The 23,313-nt window shown below is 65.1% G+C and carries 21 protein-coding genes; 6 read left to right on the top strand and 15 right to left on the bottom strand.

Annotation, left to right across the window (positions count from 1 at the left end):
* The first annotated feature begins 58 nt into the window (after nt 1-58).
* Nucleotides 59-4,768: a beta strand repeat-containing protein gene (locus tag AC1RP5_RS22010; RefSeq protein ID WP_493114273.1), complete on the top strand. Its 4,710-nt coding sequence runs from the start codon at nt 59-61 to the stop codon at nt 4,766-4,768.
* Here AC1RP5_RS22010 and speB read toward each other — a convergent pair.
* Both speB and AC1RP5_RS22020 read right to left on the bottom strand, forming a co-directional pair.
* Nucleotides 4,765-5,745 carry an agmatinase gene (gene speB, locus AC1RP5_RS22015; protein WP_493114274.1) on the bottom strand — a complete coding sequence of 327 codons (981 nt, stop codon included), beginning with the start codon at nt 5,743-5,745 and terminating at the stop codon, nt 4,765-4,767. The genes AC1RP5_RS22010 and speB overlap by 4 nt on opposite strands.
* A gap of 17 nt (nt 5,746-5,762) precedes the next feature.
* Nucleotides 5,763-7,100: an aspartate aminotransferase family protein gene (locus AC1RP5_RS22020; protein WP_493114276.1), complete on the bottom strand. Its 1,338-nt coding sequence runs from the start codon at nt 7,098-7,100 to the stop codon at nt 5,763-5,765.
* A gap of 242 nt (nt 7,101-7,342) precedes the next feature.
* Between AC1RP5_RS22020 and AC1RP5_RS22025 the strand changes: the two genes are divergently transcribed.
* A complete protein-coding gene (locus AC1RP5_RS22025; RefSeq protein ID WP_493114278.1) occupies nt 7,343-8,203 on the top strand; it encodes a hypothetical protein in 861 nt (286 codons plus the stop codon).
* Nucleotides 8,204-8,206: 3 nt separating this feature from the next.
* Here AC1RP5_RS22025 and AC1RP5_RS22030 read toward each other — a convergent pair whose 3' ends face one another.
* Nucleotides 8,207-9,349: an NAD(P)/FAD-dependent oxidoreductase gene (locus AC1RP5_RS22030; RefSeq protein ID WP_493114280.1), complete on the bottom strand. Its 1,143-nt coding sequence runs from the start codon at nt 9,347-9,349 to the stop codon at nt 8,207-8,209.
* Between the two features lie 26 nt (nt 9,350-9,375).
* On the opposite strand from AC1RP5_RS22030, the gene AC1RP5_RS22035 reads away from it, so the two are divergent.
* Entirely contained in the window at nt 9,376-9,564 is a 189-nt protein-coding gene (locus AC1RP5_RS22035; protein WP_493114281.1) for a hypothetical protein, read from the top strand.
* Nucleotides 9,565-9,567: 3 nt separating this feature from the next.
* On the opposite strand, the gene prpF is transcribed toward AC1RP5_RS22035, so the two are convergent.
* The 6 genes from prpF to AC1RP5_RS22065 all read right to left on the bottom strand — a co-directional run bounded on the left by prpF (nt 9,568) and on the right by AC1RP5_RS22065 (nt 15,959).
* Nucleotides 9,568-10,737 carry a 2-methylaconitate cis-trans isomerase PrpF gene (gene prpF / locus AC1RP5_RS22040; RefSeq protein WP_493114283.1) on the bottom strand — a complete coding sequence of 390 codons (1,170 nt, stop codon included), beginning with the start codon at nt 10,735-10,737 and terminating at the stop codon, nt 9,568-9,570.
* Between the two features lie 20 nt (nt 10,738-10,757).
* The gene (locus AC1RP5_RS22045) at nt 10,758-12,446 is read right to left on the bottom strand and encodes a putative 2-aminoethylphosphonate ABC transporter permease subunit (protein WP_493114285.1); all 1,689 of its coding nucleotides are present in this window, start codon (nt 12,444-12,446) and stop codon (nt 10,758-10,760) included.
* Nucleotides 12,443-13,510 carry a putative 2-aminoethylphosphonate ABC transporter ATP-binding protein gene (locus AC1RP5_RS22050; RefSeq protein ID WP_493114286.1) on the bottom strand — a complete coding sequence of 356 codons (1,068 nt, stop codon included), beginning with the start codon at nt 13,508-13,510 and terminating at the stop codon, nt 12,443-12,445. Before AC1RP5_RS22050 ends, AC1RP5_RS22045 begins: the two co-directional genes overlap by 4 nt.
* An 8-nt stretch (nt 13,511-13,518) precedes the next feature.
* Nucleotides 13,519-14,565, bottom strand: coding sequence for a putative 2-aminoethylphosphonate ABC transporter substrate-binding protein (locus AC1RP5_RS22055; RefSeq protein WP_493114288.1), 1,047 nt, complete (start codon nt 14,563-14,565; stop codon nt 13,519-13,521).
* Nucleotides 14,566-14,666: 101 nt separating this feature from the next.
* The gene (locus AC1RP5_RS22060; protein ID WP_493114290.1) at nt 14,667-15,137 is read right to left on the bottom strand and encodes a MarR family winged helix-turn-helix transcriptional regulator; all 471 of its coding nucleotides are present in this window, start codon (nt 15,135-15,137) and stop codon (nt 14,667-14,669) included.
* Nucleotides 15,138-15,143: 6 nt separating this feature from the next.
* Nucleotides 15,144-15,959 (bottom strand): isocitrate lyase/PEP mutase family protein, encoded by an 816-nt coding sequence (locus AC1RP5_RS22065; protein WP_493114291.1) that lies wholly within the window; start codon nt 15,957-15,959, stop codon nt 15,144-15,146.
* Nucleotides 15,960-15,992: 33 nt separating this feature from the next.
* Here AC1RP5_RS22065 and AC1RP5_RS22070 point away from each other — a divergent pair, with 33 nt between their 5' ends.
* The 3 genes from AC1RP5_RS22070 (at nt 15,993) to AC1RP5_RS22080 (ending at nt 17,703) form a co-directional block, all read left to right on the top strand.
* The gene (locus AC1RP5_RS22070; RefSeq protein WP_493114293.1) at nt 15,993-16,772 is read left to right on the top strand and encodes a 2-keto-4-pentenoate hydratase; all 780 of its coding nucleotides are present in this window, start codon (nt 15,993-15,995) and stop codon (nt 16,770-16,772) included.
* Between the two features lie 68 nt (nt 16,773-16,840).
* A complete protein-coding gene (locus AC1RP5_RS22075; RefSeq protein ID WP_493114295.1) occupies nt 16,841-17,230 on the top strand; it encodes an ArsR/SmtB family transcription factor in 390 nt (129 codons plus the stop codon).
* On the top strand, nt 17,227-17,703 hold the full coding sequence (locus tag AC1RP5_RS22080; RefSeq protein ID WP_493114297.1) for an SRPBCC family protein: 477 nt from the start codon (nt 17,227-17,229) through the stop codon (nt 17,701-17,703). The genes AC1RP5_RS22075 and AC1RP5_RS22080 overlap by 4 nt, the downstream gene beginning before the upstream one ends.
* Before the next feature lie 3 nt (nt 17,704-17,706).
* Here the strand turns inward: AC1RP5_RS22080 and AC1RP5_RS22085 are convergent, their stop codons facing one another.
* The 6 genes from AC1RP5_RS22085 to AC1RP5_RS22110 form a co-directional block, all read right to left on the bottom strand.
* On the bottom strand, nt 17,707-19,191 hold the full coding sequence (locus AC1RP5_RS22085; RefSeq protein ID WP_493114299.1) for a flavin-containing monooxygenase: 1,485 nt from the start codon (nt 19,189-19,191) through the stop codon (nt 17,707-17,709).
* Between the two features lie 64 nt (nt 19,192-19,255).
* A complete protein-coding gene (locus AC1RP5_RS22090; protein ID WP_428681214.1) occupies nt 19,256-19,627 on the bottom strand; it encodes a RidA family protein in 372 nt (123 codons plus the stop codon).
* A complete protein-coding gene (locus tag AC1RP5_RS22095; protein ID WP_493114301.1) occupies nt 19,624-20,859 on the bottom strand; it encodes an MFS transporter in 1,236 nt (411 codons plus the stop codon). Before AC1RP5_RS22095 ends, AC1RP5_RS22090 begins: the two co-directional genes overlap by 4 nt.
* Before the next feature lie 60 nt (nt 20,860-20,919).
* On the bottom strand, nt 20,920-21,552 hold the full coding sequence (locus AC1RP5_RS22100) for a hypothetical protein (RefSeq protein WP_493114302.1): 633 nt from the start codon (nt 21,550-21,552) through the stop codon (nt 20,920-20,922).
* Nucleotides 21,553-21,561: 9 nt separating this feature from the next.
* Nucleotides 21,562-22,386, bottom strand: a complete 825-nt coding sequence (locus AC1RP5_RS22105; RefSeq protein ID WP_493114304.1) for an isocitrate lyase/PEP mutase family protein — start codon at nt 22,384-22,386, stop codon at nt 21,562-21,564.
* Nucleotides 22,387-22,453: 67 nt separating this feature from the next.
* On the bottom strand, nt 22,454-23,296 hold the full coding sequence (locus AC1RP5_RS22110; RefSeq protein ID WP_493114306.1) for a bile acid:sodium symporter family protein: 843 nt from the start codon (nt 23,294-23,296) through the stop codon (nt 22,454-22,456).
* Nucleotides 23,297-23,313 lie beyond the last annotated feature (17 nt).

Genomic DNA, 23,313 nt, shown 5'->3' on the forward strand with positions numbered 1-23,313 from the left:
TAGCGGGGGAACTTACGGTGCGCCGCGCTGAAGCCTCCTGAATTCGATGGAGGCCTCCTTGGCAACGACTCTGACCTTCCACATGACCCCTGAATTCGTTCAGGAGATCACGGGTGTCGCGGGCGGAACGGACGGCACCGGGCCGGTGTGGGCCTACCTCTGGGTCAACAAGCCGCCGGCGGACACCCCGATCTCCGATGTCTTCACGAGCGGCGCCTATGTGAATCCGGGCGCCACGAACAACACCACGCCGTTGGTCATCGAGGGATCGCTCACCCCGAACGTCACGCTCGGCGGCGACGGCAACTACAATGTCACGGTCAATTTGACCGACTCGGCCTACCAGTACGTGAACGGCGGCGTCATCTACCTTCTGGTGCAAAGCCAGCCGCTGGCCGGTCACACGGATCTGCCGACCGCCATTGGCGCCAACGAAGGGATGATCCAGCCAAACTCTGAAGCATGGGGCTTCGGGTACGCGGCTTTCGAATACTCCCTGCTGGGCCAGGGTTCTGACCAGGGCGACCTGACGGCGATCGATGGTCTCGGCCCCAATCTCGGCGTCAATGTTTCCTATTCCAACGGCAGTTCGGAGTCGCGCGGCTCCAATCTCAGCACCACGGACCTGCTGGCGCTGCTCAATCCGCTCAACAACGCCGCGAACCACACCTACAGCGCCCCCGGCAGTCCGCTCAACAACGAGCCTGCACTCTTCGTTTCGCCGTCCAACGGCACCTTCAACAAGACGAGCACGCCCCTCTGGTCGACCAGCGCCTGGGATACCGGGTCGGACGGCACCGGCACGGGCTATCTCACCGCCTTCTCCCAGCTCACCGACGTCAAGCTGGCGGGCGTCAGCAACGGCGAGCCCGACGCCAACGGCATCTGGCACAACGCCCAGTATTACGAATACACCGTTTCCGCCGTGACCCTTGCCGCCAACACGGGAACCAACGGCTGGGGCGCGGCCGGCACCTACTTCCTGTTCAGCCCCACTTCGGCGAGCCAGACCAAGGGCTACATGCTGATCAGCCAGGCCACGCTGCAGGAGAATCTCTACGCGGCGGGCCAGGGCACGGCGACGATGTGGAGCAGCTGGGATTCCACGACCCCGACGAATTCCGTTGCCTACATCATTCCCGGCAGCGGACAGCCGGCCGGCACGGTCGCGACCAATAACTCGTTCAATCCGTCGGCCAACAACCAGTACGGCACCATCTTCACGAACCTGTTCACGGGCTTCACCGCCGGTTACTGGGGTACAACCGCGAATGAGGCCAATCCGTTCAACCAGGGCACGGCCGGGCCGCAGAACCTGGGTGCGGGTTCGGTAAACCTCGACGATTCGCGTAACTGGGCGTCGGCCTATGCATTCGACGGCAACCGCGACACCAGCGTGTCGCCGACGCCCGACTATCAGCACTACGATCCGTACAGCAAGATCTTCTTCCAGAACACGAACATCTACGGCTCGGCCTTCTCGGACAACCTGTCCAGCGGCCTCACACCCGGACCGCTGATCGCGCTGTCCCAGCCCGGCTCCAGCAGCAGCACCAACCCGGCGAACAACGTCACCAACATCGACCTCTACGCCTACAGCTCCACCCAAACCGGCAACTATACGGCTCCCGTCGGCGCCAACTACCTGCCGGTGAACGGCAGCGACTACCTGATCCCCACGACGACGTCCGGACTGTCGCTGCAGGTGAATGGCCAGTCCGCCGGCATGCTCATCAAGTCGGATGCCGTTCTCCAGATCGGCATCTACACCGGCAAGGATGGAAGCGGCCACGGCACGTTCGAGTACGTGACCGTCCAGACCAACGGCAACCTGTGGCAGAACTTCACCGTCACCGGATCGGCCGGTTCATGGACGGCGACGGCCAATCCCGACGATCCCAATCCGCCGGCCATCGGCACCTTCGTCATCAAGAACCTGCCGTCGCCCGCCGCGCCGGCCGTCGGCGGAGTCTACTGGTACCAACTCGTCCTCTCCGACGATTCCGGCGACCAGAAGGTCTATGATTTCTATGCCACGGCGGCATCGACAACCCCGGGCGTCATTGCGACGACGGACGTCAGCGTGGCCGCCGACGGTGGCGCCACCTTCCCGCCCGGCACCCTGACCTCCAGCCTGATCCAGCTGGCGCTCAACCCGGCCAGTTCGCTGCCGAGCGGCCTGCTCGATTTCGTCTACAACAGCCAGTTCTCGCCGATGCCCGCTGCGCCGATCGCCGGCACGCTGGTTGGTGGGGTGTTCACGGCCATCGACGATCAGAACGGTACCGGCATCTACGACCCGATCGCCAAAAACACTGTCACGCCGGGAATCCTGATCGCAACCGCCTCGGCAACCCTGGCTTTCGGCTGGACCGGCACGAACAACGGAACCCATACGGGAACACCCACGGGCGTCATCACGACCGGCAACCCGGCCAACGGCCTCATTTCGAATTTCACCAACAAGATCAACGCCGGCGACGTCGCGCAGATCAGCATCCTCAACGCTGCCACGAATGTCGTCCAGCCCACGACGCTGAACGCCACGGCCGACCTCGACGGCCAGTGGCAGACCTGGGGCGGTACGGGCACCTCGACCGTCACGCTGACCGAGGGCGTTTACGCCGCGACCATGACGGAGATGCTGCCCGACGGGACCACGCCGTTCGGCAGTTCGACCGGCACCCAAAGTGCGCCGCTCTACATCCTCGTTTCGTCCACCAGCAGCTTCACCGCCACCGCCGCGCACATCTCCAATGCGCTGGTTGCCCTGCAGGTCCTCGAGACCCAGATCACCGCTCATTTCCCGGTGACGGTCTCGGACAACGGCCTGATTGCGATGAACTTCGCGGGCATCACGGATTACGCGGCCGTGCTGTCGCAGACCACCAATGTCAACATGACGGCCTATGGCCTCGCCATCAGCGACACAGCTGCGACCCTGGTCACGAACCGCGCAAACCTGGCCAGCCTGAACAGCAACACCCATGTGAAGACCATCGCCTTCACCGATCCCGGCATCCCGGTTCTCACCTTCACCGACACCGAGTACACGACGACCTACAGCACGGCGATCAGCGAGTTCATCGGCGAGCGGACGATCTCCGTCAGCGGCGTCACCGGCCAGGCCTACCAGTCGTTCAACCTCAACTACCTGCACGGCGTGCTGTCCAGCGGCGCCAACAGCTCCGGCGTCCTCGCGCTGACGCAGCAGTTCACGTCCAACTTCACGAGTGGCGGCCCAATCACCAGCGCGGACACCTGGGAGCACGATTTCGAGCAATCGGGCAACTGGGTGCGTGACGTCTACACCAATGCCGTGTTTTCGGCGCTGCCGGCGCCGTATCCGGTCGCGATGGTCGACGGCGCGTCATACCCGTCGGCCGGTCCGACGAACCTGACGTTCACGTCGGTCGAATACGACTACGCCAACGGCGGGACCAATCCCTATCTGTCGACCTATACCTACGCCAACGTCTCGGGCCCCTCCGGCTCGGTCACGGAAGTCGACACGTTCGACATCAACAATCACCAGCTGAGCCAGATGTTCAGCGGCTTCAACCCTTCGACCGACAACGGAAGGGCCGCCGTCGAGACCTTCTTCCAGATGGTCAACGACGAGCAGACCGTCATCGCCACCGGCACCTATTACCAGTACACCACGCCGCAAGCGGGCACGAACTACACGAACCTGGTCGACACCTGGGACACCTCGACCACGCCGCAGCTCCTGAAGCAGGTCTTCTCCGGCCTGTCGGGCCCGGAGAGCGCCAACTTCTCTTCCTATGAGTACGACTACCTGAGCGGCGTCCTGAGCGGCAGCAAGTACGTCCTGGCGCCGGTGACGGGTGAGCTCTACACCGGCGGATCGATCCATCTCGACGGCGACAACAACCTCTCCAAGATCGTCGTCACCGGGATCACCAGCGAGGCCTACTCGTCCTACGAATACGACTATGCCTATTCCAACGGCGCCTTCGGGGGCGGCGCGGTGGTCGGCCAGAAGTACTACTTCACGAACATCGAGGGGCAGGACTACACCGCGCGCGAGGTCGACCTCGACGCGTCGGGCCAGACGACGAAAATCATCTACAGCGGCTACACTGTCAGTAACACGCAGCCCTATTCATCCTTCGAGTACGACTACTCGAACGGCGTCCAGACCGGCTCGAAGGGCTATGTCACGAACATCGCGGGCCAGACCTGGACCGGCGAAGTGCACGAATACAACGCGTCGGGCGCGCTCATCGGCCAGCTGTTCACCGGCGTCACCGATCAAACGAGCACGTCCTATGAGTTCGAGTACGCCAACGGCAACGGCGTACTGACCGGCCAGACGCTCTATTTCACGAACGTGGTCAACCAGGGCTACTCGTCTTACGAGTACGACTATGTCGTGCCCTCCGGGCAGACGACGGCATCCGAGCTGGCTCTCTCGATCTACAACATGAACGACGGCAGCCATGTGCTGAACGGCACGACGGTCAGCCAGACCATCGACAGCATCTACAACGACTATACGACCGGCGGCGGCGGCGCCGACACCTTCGTCTACACGCCGTATTTCGGCCAGGCGACGATCACGGACTTCGCCTCGGGAGACGACAAGATCTCACTGCCGACGTCGGAGTTCGCGAACTATGCGTACGTTCAGGCCAACAGCACCGTGGTCGGCGGCAACACAGTGATCACCGGCACCAACGGCGACACCCTGACCTTGCTCGGCGTGCACACGCTGCCCAACCAGTCGGATTTCCTGTTCGCCTAGGCTTTCAGACGCCCCTTCCGCCTGGCCACCGCTTCGGCCAGCAGGCAGAGGATCTCCCACATCATGGTGACACCGACGAGCGCGGTGTTGCCGCTCATGTCGAACGGCGGCGAGACTTCCACGACGTCGCCGCCGACCAGATCGAGCCCCCGCAAGCCGCGCAGCATGCGCTGCGCCTCGTGCGGGGTGTAGCCGCCGATCTCGGGCGTGCCGGTACCCGGCGCATAGGCTGGATCAAGCCCGTCGACGTCGAAGCTCACATAGGTCGGGCCGGTCCCGACGACGCGGCGCGCCTCGGCTATCACCTTCTCGACGCCCAGGTCGAAATACTCCTCGATGGTGATGACCCGCATGCCCTGGTCGATGGCCCACTGGTTGTCGTCGGCTTTGTAGAGCGAACCGCGAATGCCGATCTGCACCACGCGCTTGGGGTCGAGCAGCCCCTCCTCCACGGCGCGGCGGAACGGCGTGCCGTGCGTGTATTTGAAGCCGCCGAAATAGGTGTCCCAGGTGTCGCTGTGGGCATCGAAGTGGACCATGCCGAGCGGCGGCAGGCCTTTGCGGATGCCGCGCATGATCGGCAGGGTGATCAGGTGGTCGCCGCCCGCCGACAGCGGGATCACGCCGGCAGCGTGGAGCTTGGCGTAGTGCTTCTCGATACGGCCGAGCGAATCGTCGAGGCTGGCGGGATTGACCGGCGCGTCACCGAGATCTCCGCACCGGGCCATCTCATACGGCGCCACCCCGGTCACGTGGTGAATGCGCCGCATCATCGTCGAGAGGTCGCGCATCTGGCGTGGACCGTGGCGCGCACCCGGACGGTTGGTCGTGCCGCCATCCCACGGCACGCCGACCATGCCGATCTCGATCTCCGCGGGATCGCGGAACAGCGGCAGGCGCATGAAGGTGGCGACATCGCCGAAGCGGGGCACCACGGTGCCGGCGACCGGCTGGGGGAATTCCTGGCTCTTGGTCATTCCCCCAATGTAAGCCCTTACGCTGCTTTCAAAAGGGCCTTTCTGGCCGCGACGAATTCCTCGACGGCTGCCACGAAACGGTCACCCTCGGCATCGCCGATCATGATGTTCAGGGCCACGAAGCCGCGGCGGGCGATCCAGATGCCGGCCGCTACCATGTCGAAATAGAACAGCTCCTTGGCGTCCTGGTTGCTCGACGCCAGGTCGGCCGCGTTCTTGATGGGCCGCGTCGTGGCATGCGCCGTCATCATCGAGCCGATACCCGAAAACTGGAACTCGACACCCGCCGAGCGGCAGATCGCGTTCAACCGCTCGCGGATCTTGTCGCCGCGTCCATTGAGCTCGCGCGCCGCCTCGGGCGTATAGACCTCGCCATAGCCCGCGACACCCGCGGCCATGGTGAGCACGTTGTTGTTGAACGTGCCGGCATGCGGCAGCGAATCGGGCTTGGTCGGATCGAACAGCTCCATGATGTCGCGCCGGCCGCCGAAGGCGCCGAACGACATGCCGCCGCCAATATATTTGCCGAGCGTCGTCATGTCGGGAATCACGCCCGTCTTCTCCTGCAGGCCGCCCGGCGACAGGCGCGAAGTCATGACCTCGTCGAAGATCATGGTGATGCCGCGCGCCTTGGTCTCGCTGCGAACCATCTGCAGGAAGTCGAGATTGCCGGGCAGGCAGCCACCGCTGCCCTGCATCGGCTCGAGCAGGACGGCGAACAGCTCCTCGCCATGCTTGGCGAGCAGCGCGCGGGTTCCTTCGACGTCATTGTAGGGCGCCACCACGTATTCGTAGGGCATGTTGACCGGCGAACCGCCGCTCACGAAGTAGAGCACGCCGCCGTGATAGCCACCGTGGAACACCATCACCTTGGTTGCCCTGGTGCGGCCCTTGCGCTGGGCGAAGACACGGGCGCCGGCCAACGCCATCACGTTGCCCTCGGTGCCGGAGTTGGTGAAGCGCACCAGGTCGATCGACGGCATGCGGTCGACCACGAGCTTGGCGAGCTTGGCTTCGCTCTCGTTGCGGCCGGCGAAGTTCCAGCCATTGTCGAGCGCCTTGTCGATCGCTTTGCGGATCACGGGATGGGAGTGGCCGTAGATGCCGGCGGTATATTCACCCAGCACATCGATATATTCGTGGCCGTCCGCGTCCCACAGCTTGCAGCCCGCGCCGCGCACCACCGTGAGCGGGAATGGCGAATTGTGCAGCGTCGTGCGAGTGTTGCCGCCCGGCATGGCGACACAGGCATCCTGGTGGCGGCTGAAGCTCTTCGGATTGCGGTCGACATAGGCCTGCTTGGCTTCCGCCAGGGCAGATTGCAGATCCGAATTCACCAGCGCTTGATCGGGCACGTCACTCTCCTCGCATGAGGCCCCAAGTATCACACGACGTTCAGCTCGCGGATAGGCCGCCCCGATTCAAGGCGGTCATAACCAAAAGTATTGAGATCGAGGACAGCGCCGGTGTCCAGCACCTGCAAACATGAATTCAGCTCAGAATGCCCGCCCGAGAAGCAATTGATCATTTCACCATATTTATACTAGCATCAGTTGCGTTTATTAATTTCATGATTTGCAATTGATGGGGGATTGCAATGAAGGTCGTCACGTTCGCGCTCGAACAGGGAAACAAGTATTTCGGCAGGATCGACCAAGGCCCGAAGTTCTTCATTGGTTCGCGGGTTTCCTACTTGGGAAATAAGGGACTGATGAACACCGTCGGACCTGCTTCTGATAGATATGACAGAGCCGCCTACCGCCCCGCCTTTGGCTTTTGGGCTGACTTCATACACCCTACCGCCATGGCGGAAGGCGCTCTCTATCACACCCTGAACACCTATGATCGCGCGCGGTTTACTTTCACCTTCCTGCAGTACGCTGCGCACGTACCCAACGGCGACTTCGTCGTCTTTCTTCGCGCGTTGCTGGAGTTGCCAGCGGCGAAGGATTACTTCCCGGATCTGGCGCTGGAAGGGGGCCGCGTGTGCAAAATCGACACCGGCGGATCGACTCCCCTTGAAACCGATGCGTCCACCGAGTTGTTAATGGATTACTTCAATCCATCGGAAGCGGAAGTCGAAGATACCGAAGTCATCCAAGCTGCAAAGCTGGTCAACTGGTCTCACGACCAGGACCATCGTGATGTGCAGATCAAGGTCGGCATCGATCACTTCAAATCGAAGATGAAGACCTATGCCAAATGGTACCCGAGTCTTCACGGCGCGATACCTGAGATCTGCCTTATGGTTGCAGACATCCATCACCAGGGGCGAGCAAATGCAGGAACGGTCCGATTGGCCCTCCAAGATGCAGACCCGCTAGCTGCATTGCTCAAGATCGGTGTGGGGCAATACGGCTCGCGCATTGCCACGCTTGCCAAGGAAATCAAAGCCCTGAAAGCAGGTGGTACTTTCGGCACCCTCAAATATGACGCAGCCAGCAACGACTTCGTCTGATACTTAGACGACATTCAGCTCGCGGATAGGCTTGCCAGAGCCTATCCGCTCGAATCCGAAAGGACTGACGTCGAGCGTCCTGTAGTCGCCGTGCACGATCAGTTCGGCGACGGCGCGGCCGACGGCCGGCGATTGCTGGATGCCGTGGCCGGAGAAGCCGGTGGCAAAGATCAGGTTCTCGATCTCCGGATGGCGGCCGACGATGCCGTTCTGGTCGAACGTGTTGTACTCGTAGTAGCCCGCCCAGGAGTTCACGACCTTGGCCGCCTCGAAGGCCGGCACGCGCGCGGCGAGCGTCGGCCAGACCATCTCGTCCCATTCCTGGTGCTGAACCTCCAGCGGCGCGCCGGGAGCGTCGTTGCCCTCGGCAGGTGTCGTGCCCGCGATATAGAAGCGGCCCTCGGGGCGGAACCAAGTGCCCGACGGATCGATGGTGAGTGGCGTAATACCCGGTGCCTCGCGCACGTCGAACACGAACACCGACCGCCGGCGTGGCTCCACCGGCAGCTCGATACCTGACCTCCCCGCCACCTCGCCCGACCACGGCCCTGCCGCCAGCACGACGGTGCGGGCCTCCAGCCGGCCGCCTTCCTTCAAGATGACACCACCCGCATCGAACGAGACGACCTCGTCGGCAATGTAGGTCGCGCCAAGGTCACGCGCCGTGCGCCGGAACCCCTGCATCAGCGACGGCCCGTCGAACCAGCCTTCGTTCGCCGTTCCGTGTGATGCCAGCGCCAGCCCCTCGTCCGATATCCACGGGAAGCGATCCTTCAGCGCGGCCGGATCGAGCAGCTCGACCGAACAGGCCTCGGCCTTCTGGATGGCGTGGTTGGCGCGAAGCACTGCCTCGCCGGCCGGGCTCGCCAGGAAGAGATAGCCCGGCTCCCTGAGGCCGAGATCGACGCCCAGCAGTTCCTTCGCGCGCCGCAGGAAGCCGATGCCGAAGCGCGACAGGTGGACGTTGAGCGGCGTCGAGAATTGCTGGCGGATCGAACTCGCCGACAGGGCCGACGAAGCCCGGGTATAGGCCGGATCGCGCTCGACCACGGTGACGGTTCCCGCAAAAGCAGGATCGGACTTCAGATGGTAGGCGATGGACGATCCCATCGCCCCGCCCCCGATCACCACGACATCTGACTTCATCGCCCGCCCGGTCTAAGCTGAACCCCGTGAGAGCGCTTTATACCGCCATCATCTACTTCGGCACCTTCATCGTGATCGGCTGGCTGGGGAAGCTCGCACTCGATCGCTGGATGTCCCGCCACGGCGCCACGCTATCCGAAGTCAACGATCAGGCCGGTGCAAGCGCCGGCAAGGGCCGCCGCTTCCTGCTGGGCTTCTGGCGCAACGAGGGCTGACGTTCACTCAACGGGAACGCGCACCCAGCCTTCCATCAGACGGCGGGCGGACCGGCTCATCATGACCTTGGCCACAATCCACTGACCAGCCTCCTCGCGGGCCTCGGCGCCGACGTTGAGGCTCCCCGAGGGATGGCCGAAGCGCACACGGCCGTCGGCGCCGGCGGGCGCCACGCGGCTCACGATCGTACCGGGGATCGCGGCGGCCGCGGCGATCGCCACCGCGCCGGTGCCGGTCATGGCGTGGTGCAGAACGCCCATCGAGAAGATGCGGGCCAGCAGGTCGATGGAGGTTGCCTCGATCTGCTTGCCGTCGGAGGCCTTGTAGGCGGCCGGCTTCGCGACGAATGCGAGCTTGGGGGTGTGCGGCCGCTTCTCCGTTGCCTCCTGCGTCGTGGCGACGAGCCCCATCGCGACCGCGCCCAGCGCACGCAGAGCCTCGGCGCGCTTCAGCAGCTCCTTGTCGCCGTTCACGTCTCCCTGCAGCTCCGTGCCCTTGAGACCAAGGCTTGCGGCGTCGACGAAGATGGTCGGATTGCCGGCATTGATCAGCGTCGCCTCGATCTTGCCGACACCCGGCACGTCGAGCGTATCGATCCGGTTGCCGGTCGGGAACATGGCGCCACTGCCCGCGCCGTCGCCGCCCTCCTCGTCGGCGGCGGGGTCGAGAAACTCGACTTTCACCTCGGCCGCCGGGAAGGCCACGCCATCCAGCTCAAACTCGCCCAGCTCCTGGACTTCGCCGCCCTGCATGGGCACGTGATTCACGATCACCTTCTCGATATTGGCCTGCCAGATCCGCACCGTCGCAATACCGTCGGCCGGCCCCTCGACCAGGCCCATGCCCAGCGCGCAAGCGCCGACCGCGGCGCTCAGGTTGCCGCAATTGCCCGACCAGTCGATGACCGGCGCGTCGATCGCCACCTGGCCGAAGCGATAGTCGACATCGCAGCCCTCGCGGTCGGACTTCGACAGGATCACGACCTTGCTGGTGCTCGAGGTCGCCCCGCCCATCCCGTCGGTGTGCTTGCCATAGCGGTCCGGGCTGCCGATCACCCGCAGCAGCAGCCGGTCGCGCACCGCCGGGTCGGCGGGCAGGTCGTGGGACTGGAAGAACACACCCTTGCTGGTGCCGCCGCGCATGTAGACGGCAGGAATCTTGAGCTGTTTCATCGCGCGATGTTCGCGCGAAATCAGCGCCGCCGCCAGACCTGCAGGCGGGCGAACAGGAACCGGTCGGCGATCAAGTGGGCGGCCTTCACGGCGGCCGAGGTGAGCACGATCACGACGCAGAGCGCGGCGGCGGCGGCCGTCGTGCCCGCCTCCTCGATGTTCACGGCCGCCACCGAGGCGAGCTTGGTGTCGGGCGCGTAGAGGAAGATCACCGACGACACGGTCGTCATGGCGTTGACGAACAGGTAGATCGCGATATCGAGGATGGCCGGCAGGCAGATCGGCGCCGTCACCCTCACGAAAGTCTTCCAGATCGGCACCTTGAGCGAGGCCGACACCGCCTCGAATTCAGGGTCGATCTGCTTCAAGGCCGTCGTCGCGGTGAGATGCCCCACCGTATAAAAATGCGCCACCGTGTTCAGCACCAGGATGCCCATGGTGGCATAGAGGAAGTTGAGCGGATTGTTCGGGGCGTTGAAGAAGAAGATGTAGCCCAGGCCCAGCACGAGGCCCGGCACCGCCATCGGCAGGAAGGCCAGGAACTGCACGACACCGCGCATCACTCCGAAGCCGCGGGTCTTCTCGTTCAGCCAGGCGCCGGTGAACATCAGTACCGTGCCAAACACCGCCGCGCCCAGCGCCATCCGCACCGAGTTCCAGTAGGAATCCCAGCCGTTGGCGTCGAACTTGGCGAAGTCGTAATTGTCGAGCGTGAGGCTGAGATTGTACGGCCAGTACTTGATCAGCGAGCCCCAGATCGCCATGCCGAGGATGGCGAGGATGGCCGCCGAGACCAGCAGGCAGAACAGGGTGAAGAACAGATCGCGGGCGAACTTGGGTCGCGGCACCAGCGGCACGGCGCGCGCCGTCAGCAGCGCCACCTGCTTGCGCTGGACCAGACGGTCGACCAGGAAGGCGAGTGCCGCCGGCGCCAGCAGCACCATGCCGACGACCGCGCCCATCGAGAAATCCTGCTGGCCGATCACCTTCTTGTAGACGTCGGTCGCCAGCACATTGAAGTTGCCGCCGATCACCTTGGCGATGCCGAAGTCGGTCATCACCAGCGTGAACACCACCAGCGCGGCGCTGATCAGGCCGTACTTCGCACCCGGCAGGGTCACGGTGAAGAAGACGCGGCGCTTCGAGGTGCCCAGCACGTCCGCTGCCTCATAGAGGCGCGCATCGGCCGTGGCGAGCGCGGTCGTCAGGATAAGCGTCGCGTGCGGAAAACAGTAAAAGACCTGCGCGATCACGATCCCATCGACACCGTAGATCGACCCGCCGCCCAGCAGCGCCTTGAAGAAGCCCTGGGTGCCGAACAGGTAGATCAGCGCCAGGCCCGGCAGCAGCGAAGGCGCGAAGATCGGAATCAGGGAGATGCCCTGAAATAGCCAGCGCATCGGCAGCACGGTGCGTGTCAGCGCATAGGCGTACATGAAAGCGAGCGGCACCACGATCACAGTGGTGATCGACGCGACCTGCAGGCTGTTCAACGCCGACTGGAAGAGCGCCGGAGTCGAGAAGTAGGAAACGTAGTTGGCCAGCCCGATGAACTTGCCGTCGCGGTCCTCGAAGCCCTTGGCCAGCAGTGCCCAGAGCGGCAGGCCGAGCATGACCAGCAGTACGCCCGCCAGCACGACGACGCCTGCGCGCATCATCAGGTCGTCGCGCGACATGCCGGGCTTTACAGCCGGAGCAACGAGACTCACGCGAAGACCCTGAGCCGGTCCGGCGGCAGGGCGATGTCGAGCTTGGTGCCGATCTCGACGCCGAGATCGCGGATCAGGTTGCTGGAGAAGTCGGCCGTCACGGCCACCTCGCCCGCCGCCCGCGCCTTCAGGGTCGCGCGGCAGAAGGCGCCGACGAAGTCCAGCTCCGCCACCTCGACCGGCACGCGGTTGGCGATGTCGGCCGGCAGGTCGCGGACGCGCACGTCCTCGGGCCGGATGCAAAGGCTCACCTTCTGGCCGGGCGCCAGCCCGTCCTGGACCGGGCAGGCGAAATCGACGCCGGCCACCCGCACCTTGTCGGCGGCCATCAGGGTGCCGGAAAGGAAGTTCATCGAGCCCACGAAGTCGGCCACGAAGGCCGTCGCCGGCCGACGGTAGATCTCCTGTGGCGTGCCGACCTGCTCGATGGCGCCGTGGTTCATGACCACGATGCGGTCGGCCATGGTCAGCGCCTCTTCCTGGTCGTGAGTCACCATGATGGTGGTGACGCCCAAGGTTCGCTGCAGCGCCTTGATCTCGTGGCGCAGTCGCAGGCGTACGCGCGCGTCGAGCGCCGACAGCGGCTCGTCGAGCAGCAGCAGACCGGGCGAGGTCGCGAGCGCGCGCGCCAGCGCCACGCGCTGCTGCTGGCCGCCCGAGAGCTGCGCGGGATATTTCGGGCCGGCGTCAGGCAGGCCGACCAGCGCCAGCAATTCGGCCACGCGCTTGCCGATCGCGCCCTTGTTCTGGCGACGGTTCACCAGCCCGTAGCCGACATTGTCGGTCACGCTGAGATTGGGAAACAGCGCGTAGGACTGGAAGACGATGCCGAAGTCGCGCTGCGCCGGCGGCAACGCCGAGACGTCCCGCCCCTTCTGCCGGATCGTGCCGGAACTCTGCGGATCGAGACCGGCAATAGCCCGCAAAAGAGTGGTCTTTCCGCAGCCCGAGGGGCCGAGGAAGCAGACGAATTCGCCCTCGACGACATCGAGCGAGACGTCGCCGAGAGCCGAGAAGTCGCCGAACCGCTTCGAAAGGTTACGGACTTCGAGGTAATTCGCCACCTAGGCCGTCACTTGGCCTTCGGTGCCGACTTGCCGTCGTAGCGCTTGGTCCACTCCGCCAGGATGCGGTCGCGGTTCTTGGCCATCCACTCGACGTCGTTCTTCACCATCACCTTCTCGAGGTTCGGCGGATAGTTCGGCGGCGTGATCGCGACGCCCGGATAGGCGACGATCGGATAGGTCTTGGCGTAGAGCTCGTTGGCCTTCTTGGTCGCGGCCCAGTCGGCGAGCTTCTTGGCGGCGTCGAGGTTCTTGGTGCCCTTGACGATCGCCGTGGCCTCGAGCTCCCAGCCCAGGCCTTCCTTCGGGATCACCAGCTCGAGCGGCGCGCCCTTGGTCTTCTCCGAGGCGCCGCGGGTGTCGAGACCGATGCCGATCAGGCGCTCGCCCTTGGCGGCCTGCACGCAGGGCGCCGAGCCCGAGTGGATGTACTGCGCGATGTTCTGGTGGAGCGCGTCCATGTACTTCCAGCCCGCTTCCTCGCCCATGATCTGCAGCCAGGCCGCGATGGTGAGATAGCCGGTGCCCGACGAAGCCGGGTTCGGCATCACGATCGAGTCCTTGTATTCCGGCTTGATCAGGTCGGCCCAGCTCGTCGGGACCGGCTTGTTGCCCTTCTTGCCTTCCGCGGTGTTGAAGCAGACCAGCGAGAGATAGGCGTCCATGCCGACCCAGGTCTGGGGCGACTTGCCGCTCAGGAACATCGGGTTGAGCGCGGTCGCGCCGGCCGGCGTGTAGGGCTCCAGCATGCCCATCGAGGCCATCAGGCCGACGTTCGAGGCGGCGAGACCCCAGATGATGTCGGCGCGGGGATTGTCCTTCTCGGCCATCAGCTTGGCCGCGACGACGCCCGTCGAATCGCGCACCCAGGCGATCTCGATCGTGGGGTTGTCCGCCTCGAAGGCCTTCTTGAACGGGTCGAGCTGGTCGTTCTCCAGCGCGGTGTAGACGGTGAGCTTGGTCTTCTGCGCGAAGGCCGGCGACGCCAGGCCGAACATCGCGAGCGCGGCGGCACCCGCCAAGGTCGCGCGCCTGAAAATGGTCCGATCGATCATTGTTAGTGCCCCTCTTTGTTCGCCCCTGTCGAACGCCTGCAGCTACAGGCCGTTCATGACCTTTATGTTACAGCACTGGGGAATAGGTGCACGCGGCGTTCTCAAAGTTCGCCCGTCAATTTCTCGCCAACTGCAGCGAGCCATCGCCGGACCACCCGCTCCTCGTCCCGTCCCAGCAGTTCCGAAAGCCGCCCCTCGATCTCCATGACCCGGACCCGGCAGCGCTTCAGCAGCGCCTCGCCCCGGGCCGTCGCGTGGAGCCGCAGGATGCGGCCGTGCGCGGCATCGGCCGACTTCTCGACCAGCCCCGCCCTGACCAGGTTGCGGACGATCACGTTGATCGTCTGCGGTGTCAGAAACGTAAGCCTAGCAAGCTCCGCGCCAGAGATGCCGGGATAGTTCACCACCATGGTCAGCACGGCGAACTGGGGCGGCGTGACGTCGAGGTCGGCCAGCGCCTTCTCCATCGCCCCGCGCACCGCCGCATGGGCCTGCCGCACCAGATAGCCGAGATGCCCCTCCGGCCCGCGCTTGCCCTCGCCCGCCGCGGGGACCTCCATCTTGCGCTTCATGCCGCGTCAGCCACCGAACACCTTCTTGAGGTCGCTGGTCGCCATCGTGTCGCGCATCCACAGGAAGCTGCCGGCCTTCATGTCGTTCGCGCCCTTCATGAAGGCCGCGAGGGCCAGCCGGGAGAGCGCGCCGCCGACGCTGATGCGCTTCACGCCCGTCGCCGCGATCTGCTCGGCCGTGAGATCGGGATCGCCCGCGCTCATCACGACGTTCAGCGGCTTCGTCACTTCCGAGGCCACGGTGCGCATGGTCGAGAGATCGTGGAGGCCCGGCGCGTAGAGCACGTCGGCGCCGGCCTTCTCGAAGGCCTGCAGCCGGCGGATCGTGTCGTCGAGATCCTTTACGCCGCGGATCAGGTTCTCGGCCCGCGCGGTGAAGGTGAAAGGCACGTCGAGCGAGCGCGCCATCTCCGCGCCCGCCGCCACGCGTTCGACGGCATGGTTAAAGTCGTAGATCTTCTCGCCGCTCCAATCCTCGATCGAGCCGCCGACGATGCCGACCGCCGCCGCGTCGCGCAGGATGGTGGCGGCTTCCTTCGGATCGTCGGCATAGCCGTTCTCGAGATCGGCATTCACCGGCAGGTCGGTCGCGCCGGCGATCACGCGGCAGTTCTCCAGAAGCTCGTCGCGGCTCACGGCATTGTCGCCGTCGACGCGGCCCAGTGCGTTCGACATGCCGAGGCTGGTCGTGGCGAGCGCCTCGAAGCCCAGCGACTGCAGCAGCTTGGCCGTGCCGGCGTCCCAGGGATTGGGCAACAGCAGCAGGCCAGGCCGCTCGTGCAACTCGCGAAACACCCGTCCCTTTTCCGCCTGCGTCCGCATCTCGTCTCCTCCGGTTTCTGCTAAGGAACACCCATGGACCTGACAGCGCAACGGGAACTCGCCCGTCTCCTCGCCACCCTGCGCCGCGAGCATCGCGGCCAGAGCGGGCTCGCCCCGCATCTCGTGCCGCCGGATAAAGCAACGGCCTACCGGATCGCCGGCATGGTCGCCGAGGAGCTGGGCTGGCCGGTGCTGGGCTGGAAAATCGCGGCAATGAAGGAGGAGATGCAGCAGGCGCTGCGCACCGATTCGCCGATCTATGGTCGCGTCTACTTCATGGCGGAGACGCCCCACAGCGCCGTGCATGCAACGCTTGCAAGCCCCATCCCCGAGGTCGAGTACCAGGCGAAGCTCGGCCGCGATCTGCCGCCGCGTGAGAAGCCGTACACGATCGAGGAAGTGACCGACGCCGTGGCCTCCCTGCATCCCGGCCTCGAACTGGCGGAGTGCCGCTTCATTCACGACGCCTCGTTCCCGCCCCTCCCCGCGATCCTTGCCGACGGCGCGGGCTCCGGCACGATCGTCTATGGTCCCGCCATCAACGACTGGAAGACGGTCGATATCGCCAGCCGGGAAGCGACGCTGTCGTCCAATGGCCGCCTGCGCCGCAAGGGGACGGCGGCGGCGGCGCTCGACCATCCGATGGTGCCGCTCACCTGGCTCGCCAACGAGCTGTCGCGCACCGGCGTCGGCATGAAGCAAGGCCAGATGGTGAGCACCGGCACCCTCACCGGCATGCTCGCGCCCAAGCCCGGCGAAACCCATGTGGCCGACTTCGGCCCGTTCGGCTCGGTAAGCGTTTCCTTCACCTGAAAACGACGCTTGACGGCGGGCGGCCGGCAGACCATAACCATCTTGTTGTATAACTAATTGGTTATGTCATGCAGACCGCCTCGTATCTCGACGCCACCTTCGCAGCCCTCGCCGATCCGACGCGGCGAGCCATCGTCGCCCGCCTCGCCCAGGGCGAGGCCTCGGTCATGGAACTGGCCCGGCCGTTCGACATGAGCCAGCCCGCCATCTCCAAGCACATCAAGGTGCTGGAACAGGCAGGCCTCGTCTCGCGCGGACAGGACGCGCAGCGCCGCCCCTGCCGGCTGGAGACCAAGCCGCTCGCGGCCGCCACGACGTGGCTCGAATATCACCGCGAACTCTTCGAAGCCCGCTTCGCCCGCCTCGACGACCTGCTCGAGGAGATGAAGGCCGAGCGCGGCATCGCCAAGCGCAAACCCGCACCACGCACCGCCAGGACCAAGGGAGCCCGCAAATGAAGAACGTCATGAAGCTCGAACCACAGGGCGATCGCGAGATCGTGGTCGTCCGCACCTTCGACGCGCCGCGCGACCTCGTCTTCGAGGCCTTCACGAAGCCCGAACTGGTCAAGCGCTGGATGCTCGGTCCCGACGGCTGGTCGATGCCGGTCTGCACCATCGACCTGCGCCCCGGCGGCAAGAGCCGCTACGAATGGAAGAACAGCCAGCGCGACGCCGGCATGGGCCTCACCGCCACCTTCAAGGAAATCTCGCCGCCCGAGCGCATCGTCCACACCGAGAAGTTCGACGAGGACTGGACCCAGGGCGAGACCACCATCACCACCGTCTTCACCGAAAAGGCCGGCAAGACGACGATCACTATGACGATCGTCTATGCCTCGCCCGAGACCCGCGACATGGTCCTGAAGTCGGGCATGGAACAGGGCATGGCGCGCGGCTACGAACGCCTCGACGAGCTGCTGTCGAAGTAGCGACTACTTCGAGAACACCATCGCCTTGTCCTTCACCGAGCCGTGGCGAAGGGTCAGCAGGTCGAGCACGTAGTTCTGGTAGAGCTTCCATGGCCGCTTGCTGCCCTGCTTGGGCTGGTGCGGCAGGGCGCGCTGGATGTAGCCCGAGGAGAAGTTGACCCACGGCTCCTCGGTGAGGGTCGGGTCGCTGTTGTGCGGCGTGGCCTGCCTGAAGCCCTTGCGGTCCATGTAGTTCAGCAGGCGGCAGACATATTCGCAGACGAGGTCGGCCTTCAGCGTCCACGAGGCGTTGGTGTAGCCGAAGACCGCCGCAAGGTTCGGCACGTCGGAATACATCATGCCCTTGTAGATCATCGTATCCGACGGCTTCACCGGCTTGCCGTCGACCACGAGCTTCGCGCCACCCAGCGGCTGCACGACCAGACCGGTCGCGGTCACCACCACGTCGGCTTCCAGCTCGGCGCCCGACTTCAGCTTGATTCCGGTTTCCGTGAAGGTCTCGATCGTATCGGTGACGACGGAGGCCTTCTTCTTGCGCAACGCCCGGAACAGATCGGCGTCGGGCACCAGGCAGAGACGCTGATCCCAGGGATTGTATTTCGGCGTGAAGTGCGTGCCGACATCGTAGTCCGGCCCCAGCATCTGGCGCACGCCACCCAGGATGAGGCTCTTCACCTTCTCCGGCTTGCGCTTGCACATCTGGTAGAAATACATGCCGAGCAGGACGTTCTTCCAGCGCGTCAGCATGTAGGCCATCTTCAGCGGCAGGCGGCGACGCAGCTTGTTGGCGATCGGATCCTGCGCCGGACGCGCGACCACGTATGTGGGCGAGCGCTGCAGCATGGTGACGTGGCTCGCGGTCTCGGCCATCGCCGGCACCACCGTCACCGCGGTCGCGCCGCTGCCGATCACCACGACCTTCTTGCCGGCATAGTCGAGATCCTGCGGCCAGTGCTGCGGATGCACGACCCGGCCCTTGAAGCCATCGATGCCCGGGAACTCCGGCAGGTAGCCCGCCTCGTAGCGATAGTAGCCGCTGCACATCCAGAGGAAGTTGCAGGAGATCGATACGCGCTCCGCGCCCCGCTCGATCTCGACCGTCCACTTCCCGTCCGGTGTCGACCACGAGGCGCCGACGACGCGATGGCCGTAGCGGATATGACGGTCGATGTCGTTGTCGCTCGCGACCTCGCGGATGTAGCTCAGGATCGACGGACCGTCGGCGATCGCCTTGGGATCCTTCCATGGCCGGAAGCGGTAGCCGAGCGTGTACATGTCGGAATCGGAGCGCACGCCGGGATAGCGGAACAGATCCCAGGTACCGCCGCTCGCCGCCCGCCCCTCGAGGATCGCGTAGCTCTTGCCCGGGCAATTCTTCTGCAGATGCCAGGCGGCGCCGATGCCCGAGAGGCCGGCGCCGACGATCAGCACGTCGAAATGTTCAGAGGTCGTGCGGTTCTGCGGCGCCGGGGAGATGATCGTGTCCATCCCGACTTCATTGCGGAAAGTATTCCGACTGGCAACTCGCCTTTCCGCAAGGCTCCGCGCGCCGTTACAACGCCGCCGTGATGATGATCTCGATCAGGTCGCCCTCCGGCATGACCGACTGCACGAAGGAACGGACCGGGCCGTGGTTGGCCGGCATCCATGTGGCCCAGGCTTCGTCGAAGGCCGGCTTGTTGTCGTGGTCGGTGACGACGATCTCGGCCTTTACGATACGCGTGCGGTCGAGGCCGGCGTCCTTCAGGTAGCCGTCGATCACGCCCAGCGCGCCCAGCGTCTGGACGCGGATGTCCTGCGTGCGATCGGGCGACGTCGCCACGCCCCACAGGAAGCCGCCGCCACCCGGCAGGCGGTAGACGGCGACCGAGGACTTGGCCGGCACGCGGGGATTGGGAACGCGGGTGATGTCGCTGGTACTCATGTTTTCACTCCTGACGAATCGGTCGGCACTATGCCTCCAACGCGGCCGCCGATGAACAGGGATGCGCAGCCGATCAGGGTGATGGCGGCGGCGATGACGAACCCCGGCCCATAGCCGCCGAATCCGTCGCGCAGGAAGCCGAACAGTGCCGGTCCAAAGGCCGAGGTCAGCTGGATCGCGGTCGCAGCCGTGCCGTAGGTCGTGCCGAACGCGGCGGCACCGAACTCGCGCCGTACCACGACTGGGCCCAGGGTCGTCACATGGCCGATGCCGTAGCCATAGACGAGGCTCGCCACGATCAGCACAGGCACGGTCGGCCAGAGCGCGATGGCGAGAAGCGATGCGGCCTGCGCGATCATGACAAGACAGCCCAGCCGTCGCGCATTCACGCGGTCGACGATACGCGCCAGGATCAGGCGGCCAATGAACGCCGACAGGCCCGCGGCGCTGACCAGCATGCCCGCCCCTGCCCGTCCAAACAGCGGCTCGGCCAGGGCGACATGGTGAGTGATGAAGCCGATCTGGATGGTGAGACCCAGGGCAAAGGCGACGGTCGCGCTCCAGAGCAACCAGCCGCGGTTGGCGGGCGTCGCGATCACGGGAAAATGCACCACGGGCTTTGCGCCCCTGTCCAAGGCTTCACCGTCGCGATGCAGGCCGAGATCGGCCGGGCCGCGATAGCGCAGCACGATCACGATCAGCGGTCCGAGCAGGAGCAGCGCGACGATCCCGGCGACGACCAGGCCGCGCCCGAGGCCGAGTTCTCCGATGGCCAGCAGCAGCAACGGCACGCCCGCGATGGCGCCGACACTCGCGCCCATGATCGCGAGCGTCATCGAGCGGCCCTGATGACGCTCGAACCAGGGCGCCACCGTCGTGGTGATGCCGGTCATCGAGAGCGTCGACCAGCCGAAGCCCAGCAGGACGAAACAGGGATAGAGCTGCCACGGCGCGGCGACCTGGCCGATCAGCGACACGCCCGTCGCCATGCAGGCGAGCCCCAGCAGCAGGACCGGGCGCGGTCCCCAGCGGTCGATGCTGCGCCCGACGACGCGCTGGATGGCGGCGCTCACGAGGAAGAACACCGTGATGGCCGACGCCACTTCGGCGATCGGCCAGCCGTGCGCTGAGGTCACGGCCTGCAGGTAGACGCTCGATCCGAACAGGCCGAGCGACCAGGCTACGGCTGCAATGACGAAGCAGGCGGCGACGACGCGCCAGCCGTAGAACATCCCGTTTCCCCGCTACTTTCTCTTTGGAGACAGCTTACACGAAGAAACGGGGTCGACGTCCTATGACTGTTCGAACTTGAGCTGCTGGATCGCAGCCATCAGCTTGTTGATGTGATTGCGCTGCGCGTCGCTGAGCGGCGTGTTGTCGGGCTGCGGCGCCAGCAGCAACTCGACCTCCTCCAACTGCTTCACGAGATTGTAGGCCTTGTTGGTCCGCTCCTTCTCGGTGCCGGCCAGCATCGGATAGACCGTGAGATAGAGCGAAGCGAGGCTGCGGTTCTGCAGCTCCGGCGTCAGAGGGATCGCGCTCTTGTAGATGCCGTTCAGGGCTGCCTTGGCATCGCCCACCGTCTTGGCGCGCTTCAGCAGGAAGCCCATTCCGTCCAGCCGGTGCTCGATCTCGAACCGGTGCGTGACCAGGTCGGTCCGGTTCTTCTGCGAGATCTCGTGATCGTGCTGGACCTGCTGCAGGAAGGCGGCCCCTCCGGTCAGCACGACCGAGGACAGGAGCCACATGCCGACGGAGCTGTTCAGGAACTCGTAGAGTTTCGAGCCGAAGCTCTTCTTCTCGGGAGGCGCCGGCGGTGCCGGCTCGGGCGCGGGCGCCGCGGCTTCCTCTTCCAGTGACTTGCGGATCGAATGGCGATAGCGCTCTTCGGCGGCGATGCGCTTCATCTCGTCTTCGGTCAGCATCTCCGGTCTCTACTCCTTCATGAACGCGTTGAGGTCGGGTGTCGGAATCGACCGGTCGAGATAGGTGAAGGTGCCCTTCTCCTGCACTTCCTTGGCCGCATCCACCAGCCCGGTCATGGCCGCGCGATAGAGCGAAGTGGCGAGGCTGATGCGCTTCACGCCGGCGGCTTCCAGCTCGGCCTTGGTGAACGACTTTCCCTTGATGCCGACCATGAAGTTGAACGGCTTGCGCAGCGAGCTACAGACCTTCTTCACCGAAGCGAGATCGGGCAGGCCCGGCGCGAACAGCACGTCGGCGCCGGCAGCCTCGAAGGCTTGCAGGCGCTTGATCACGTCGCCGAGGTCGGGCTTGCCGCGCAGGAAGCCCTCGGCGCGCGCGGCCAGGATGAACGGCACCGGCAGCGAGCGCGCGGCCTCGACCGCCGCCTTGATGCGCGTCGTCGCCGTGTCGATGTCGAACAGCGGCTGGTCGGGATTGCCGGTCGCATCCTCGATCGAGCCACCGACCAGGCCGACGCCAGCGGCCATGCGGATCGTCTCGGCCGCGTCGTTCGGCGAATCGCCGAAGCCCTTCTCGAGGTCAGCCGCCACCGGCAGGTCGGTGGCGTTCACGATCAGCCGCGCGTTGGCCAGAGCCTCCTCGCGTGTCACGCGACCGTCGCGCTTGCCTAGCACGCCGGCCTTGGCGCCGCTCGAACTCGCCAGTGCCTCGAAGCCGAGCCCCGCCAGCACCCGCGCCGAGCCAGCGTCCCACGGATTGGCGATGATGAAAGCGCCCTTCGCGTCATGTAACGCACGGAATTTACGGGCCTTCTCGGCCTGGCTGACGCTCATGAATATTCCCCTACTCGAAAATGCGCGGCGCAGTTTGTCCCGGCCGCTCTCTGCAGGGCAATCGAGATTATTTCAACCGCGCCGCTTTCACATTCCGACGCCAGCGCAGATAGGGCAGCGTGACCGCCACCGAGATCGCGATATAGACCGACATCACCACGGCAACGCGGCCGCCGGGCGATGCCGAGGCGACGAACACCGCAACTCCAATGTGCCGCGTTGCGCAGGCGATGGCGAGCGCCGTGCGGTTCTCCTCGTCAGGTCCGCCGACCAGATGGCCGATGACCAGCGCCATCAGGATCAAGACCGCGAGCGCCACGACGCCCTGCCATTTGACCTCGACCGCGACATGCCAGTTCACGGCCAGCAGGGCGACGGCGGAAAGCGTCAGGACGAGGCCGGCCAGGCCGACCACGCGGGAGCCGATTTTTGCCGCGAACGTCGGGAATACCCAGCGTACGGCCATCCCCGCCAGCAGCGGCAGGAAGAAGGACTCGCCCAGGATCAGCGCCGCCCGCTCCGGTTCGAGGTGCGGCAGCCGGGGAAAAAGCGGGACCAGCAAATTGAGCCAGACCGGCACGAAGATCACGGCCAGCACCGACGAAACGACGACCAGACTGAAGATGTATGCGCCGTCACCGATGCCCAGCAGCTTGCGCGGCAACAGCGGCGCCCCGGCCGAGACCGCCAGCACCAGCAGGCCGGCCTCGACGCCGGCCGGTAACGGCAGCACCCAGACCAGGATGACCGCCGCCAGCGGCACCAGCACGTACATCGCCAGCAGCGAGCGCAGCAGCAACGCGGGATGCCGGAACAACCGGATCGCATCGTGCGGCGTCGAGTCGAGCCCGATGCCGAAGATGATGAGCGTGACGGTGATCTTGAGAAGGAGAAGAAGCGCGACGGTCACGGATCGACGCGAGGTCC

It is taken from the genome of Reyranella sp. GW821-FHT12G01, from assembly GCF_058806575.1.

Excerpts from the sequence above, each read along its gene's own strand:
- speB (WP_493114274.1), bottom strand. The coding sequence starts at position 5,745 with ATGACCAAGAGCCAGGAATTCCCCCAGCCGGTCGCCGGCACCGTGGTG.
- AC1RP5_RS22025 (WP_493114278.1), top strand. The coding sequence starts at position 7,343 with ATGAAGGTCGTCACGTTCGCGCTCGAACAGGGAAACAAGTATTTCGGC.
- AC1RP5_RS22030 (WP_493114280.1), bottom strand. The coding sequence starts at position 9,349 with ATGAAGTCAGATGTCGTGGTGATCGGGGGCGGGGCGATGGGATCGTCC.
- prpF (WP_493114283.1), bottom strand. The coding sequence starts at position 10,737 with ATGAAACAGCTCAAGATTCCTGCCGTCTACATGCGCGGCGGCACCAGC.
- AC1RP5_RS22055 (WP_493114288.1), bottom strand. The coding sequence starts at position 14,565 with ATGATCGATCGGACCATTTTCAGGCGCGCGACCTTGGCGGGTGCCGCC.
- AC1RP5_RS22060 (WP_493114290.1), bottom strand. The coding sequence starts at position 15,137 with ATGAAGCGCAAGATGGAGGTCCCCGCGGCGGGCGAGGGCAAGCGCGGG.
- AC1RP5_RS22065 (WP_493114291.1), bottom strand. The coding sequence starts at position 15,959 with ATGCGGACGCAGGCGGAAAAGGGACGGGTGTTTCGCGAGTTGCACGAG.
- AC1RP5_RS22070 (WP_493114293.1), top strand. The coding sequence starts at position 15,993 with ATGGACCTGACAGCGCAACGGGAACTCGCCCGTCTCCTCGCCACCCTG.
- AC1RP5_RS22075 (WP_493114295.1), top strand. The coding sequence starts at position 16,841 with ATGCAGACCGCCTCGTATCTCGACGCCACCTTCGCAGCCCTCGCCGAT.
- AC1RP5_RS22080 (WP_493114297.1), top strand. The coding sequence starts at position 17,227 with ATGAAGAACGTCATGAAGCTCGAACCACAGGGCGATCGCGAGATCGTG.
- AC1RP5_RS22085 (WP_493114299.1), bottom strand. The coding sequence starts at position 19,191 with ATGGACACGATCATCTCCCCGGCGCCGCAGAACCGCACGACCTCTGAA.
- AC1RP5_RS22090 (WP_428681214.1), bottom strand. The coding sequence starts at position 19,627 with ATGAGTACCAGCGACATCACCCGCGTTCCCAATCCCCGCGTGCCGGCC.
- AC1RP5_RS22095 (WP_493114301.1), bottom strand. The coding sequence starts at position 20,859 with ATGTTCTACGGCTGGCGCGTCGTCGCCGCCTGCTTCGTCATTGCAGCC.
- AC1RP5_RS22100 (WP_493114302.1), bottom strand. The coding sequence starts at position 21,552 with ATGCTGACCGAAGACGAGATGAAGCGCATCGCCGCCGAAGAGCGCTAT.
- AC1RP5_RS22105 (WP_493114304.1), bottom strand. The coding sequence starts at position 22,386 with ATGAGCGTCAGCCAGGCCGAGAAGGCCCGTAAATTCCGTGCGTTACAT.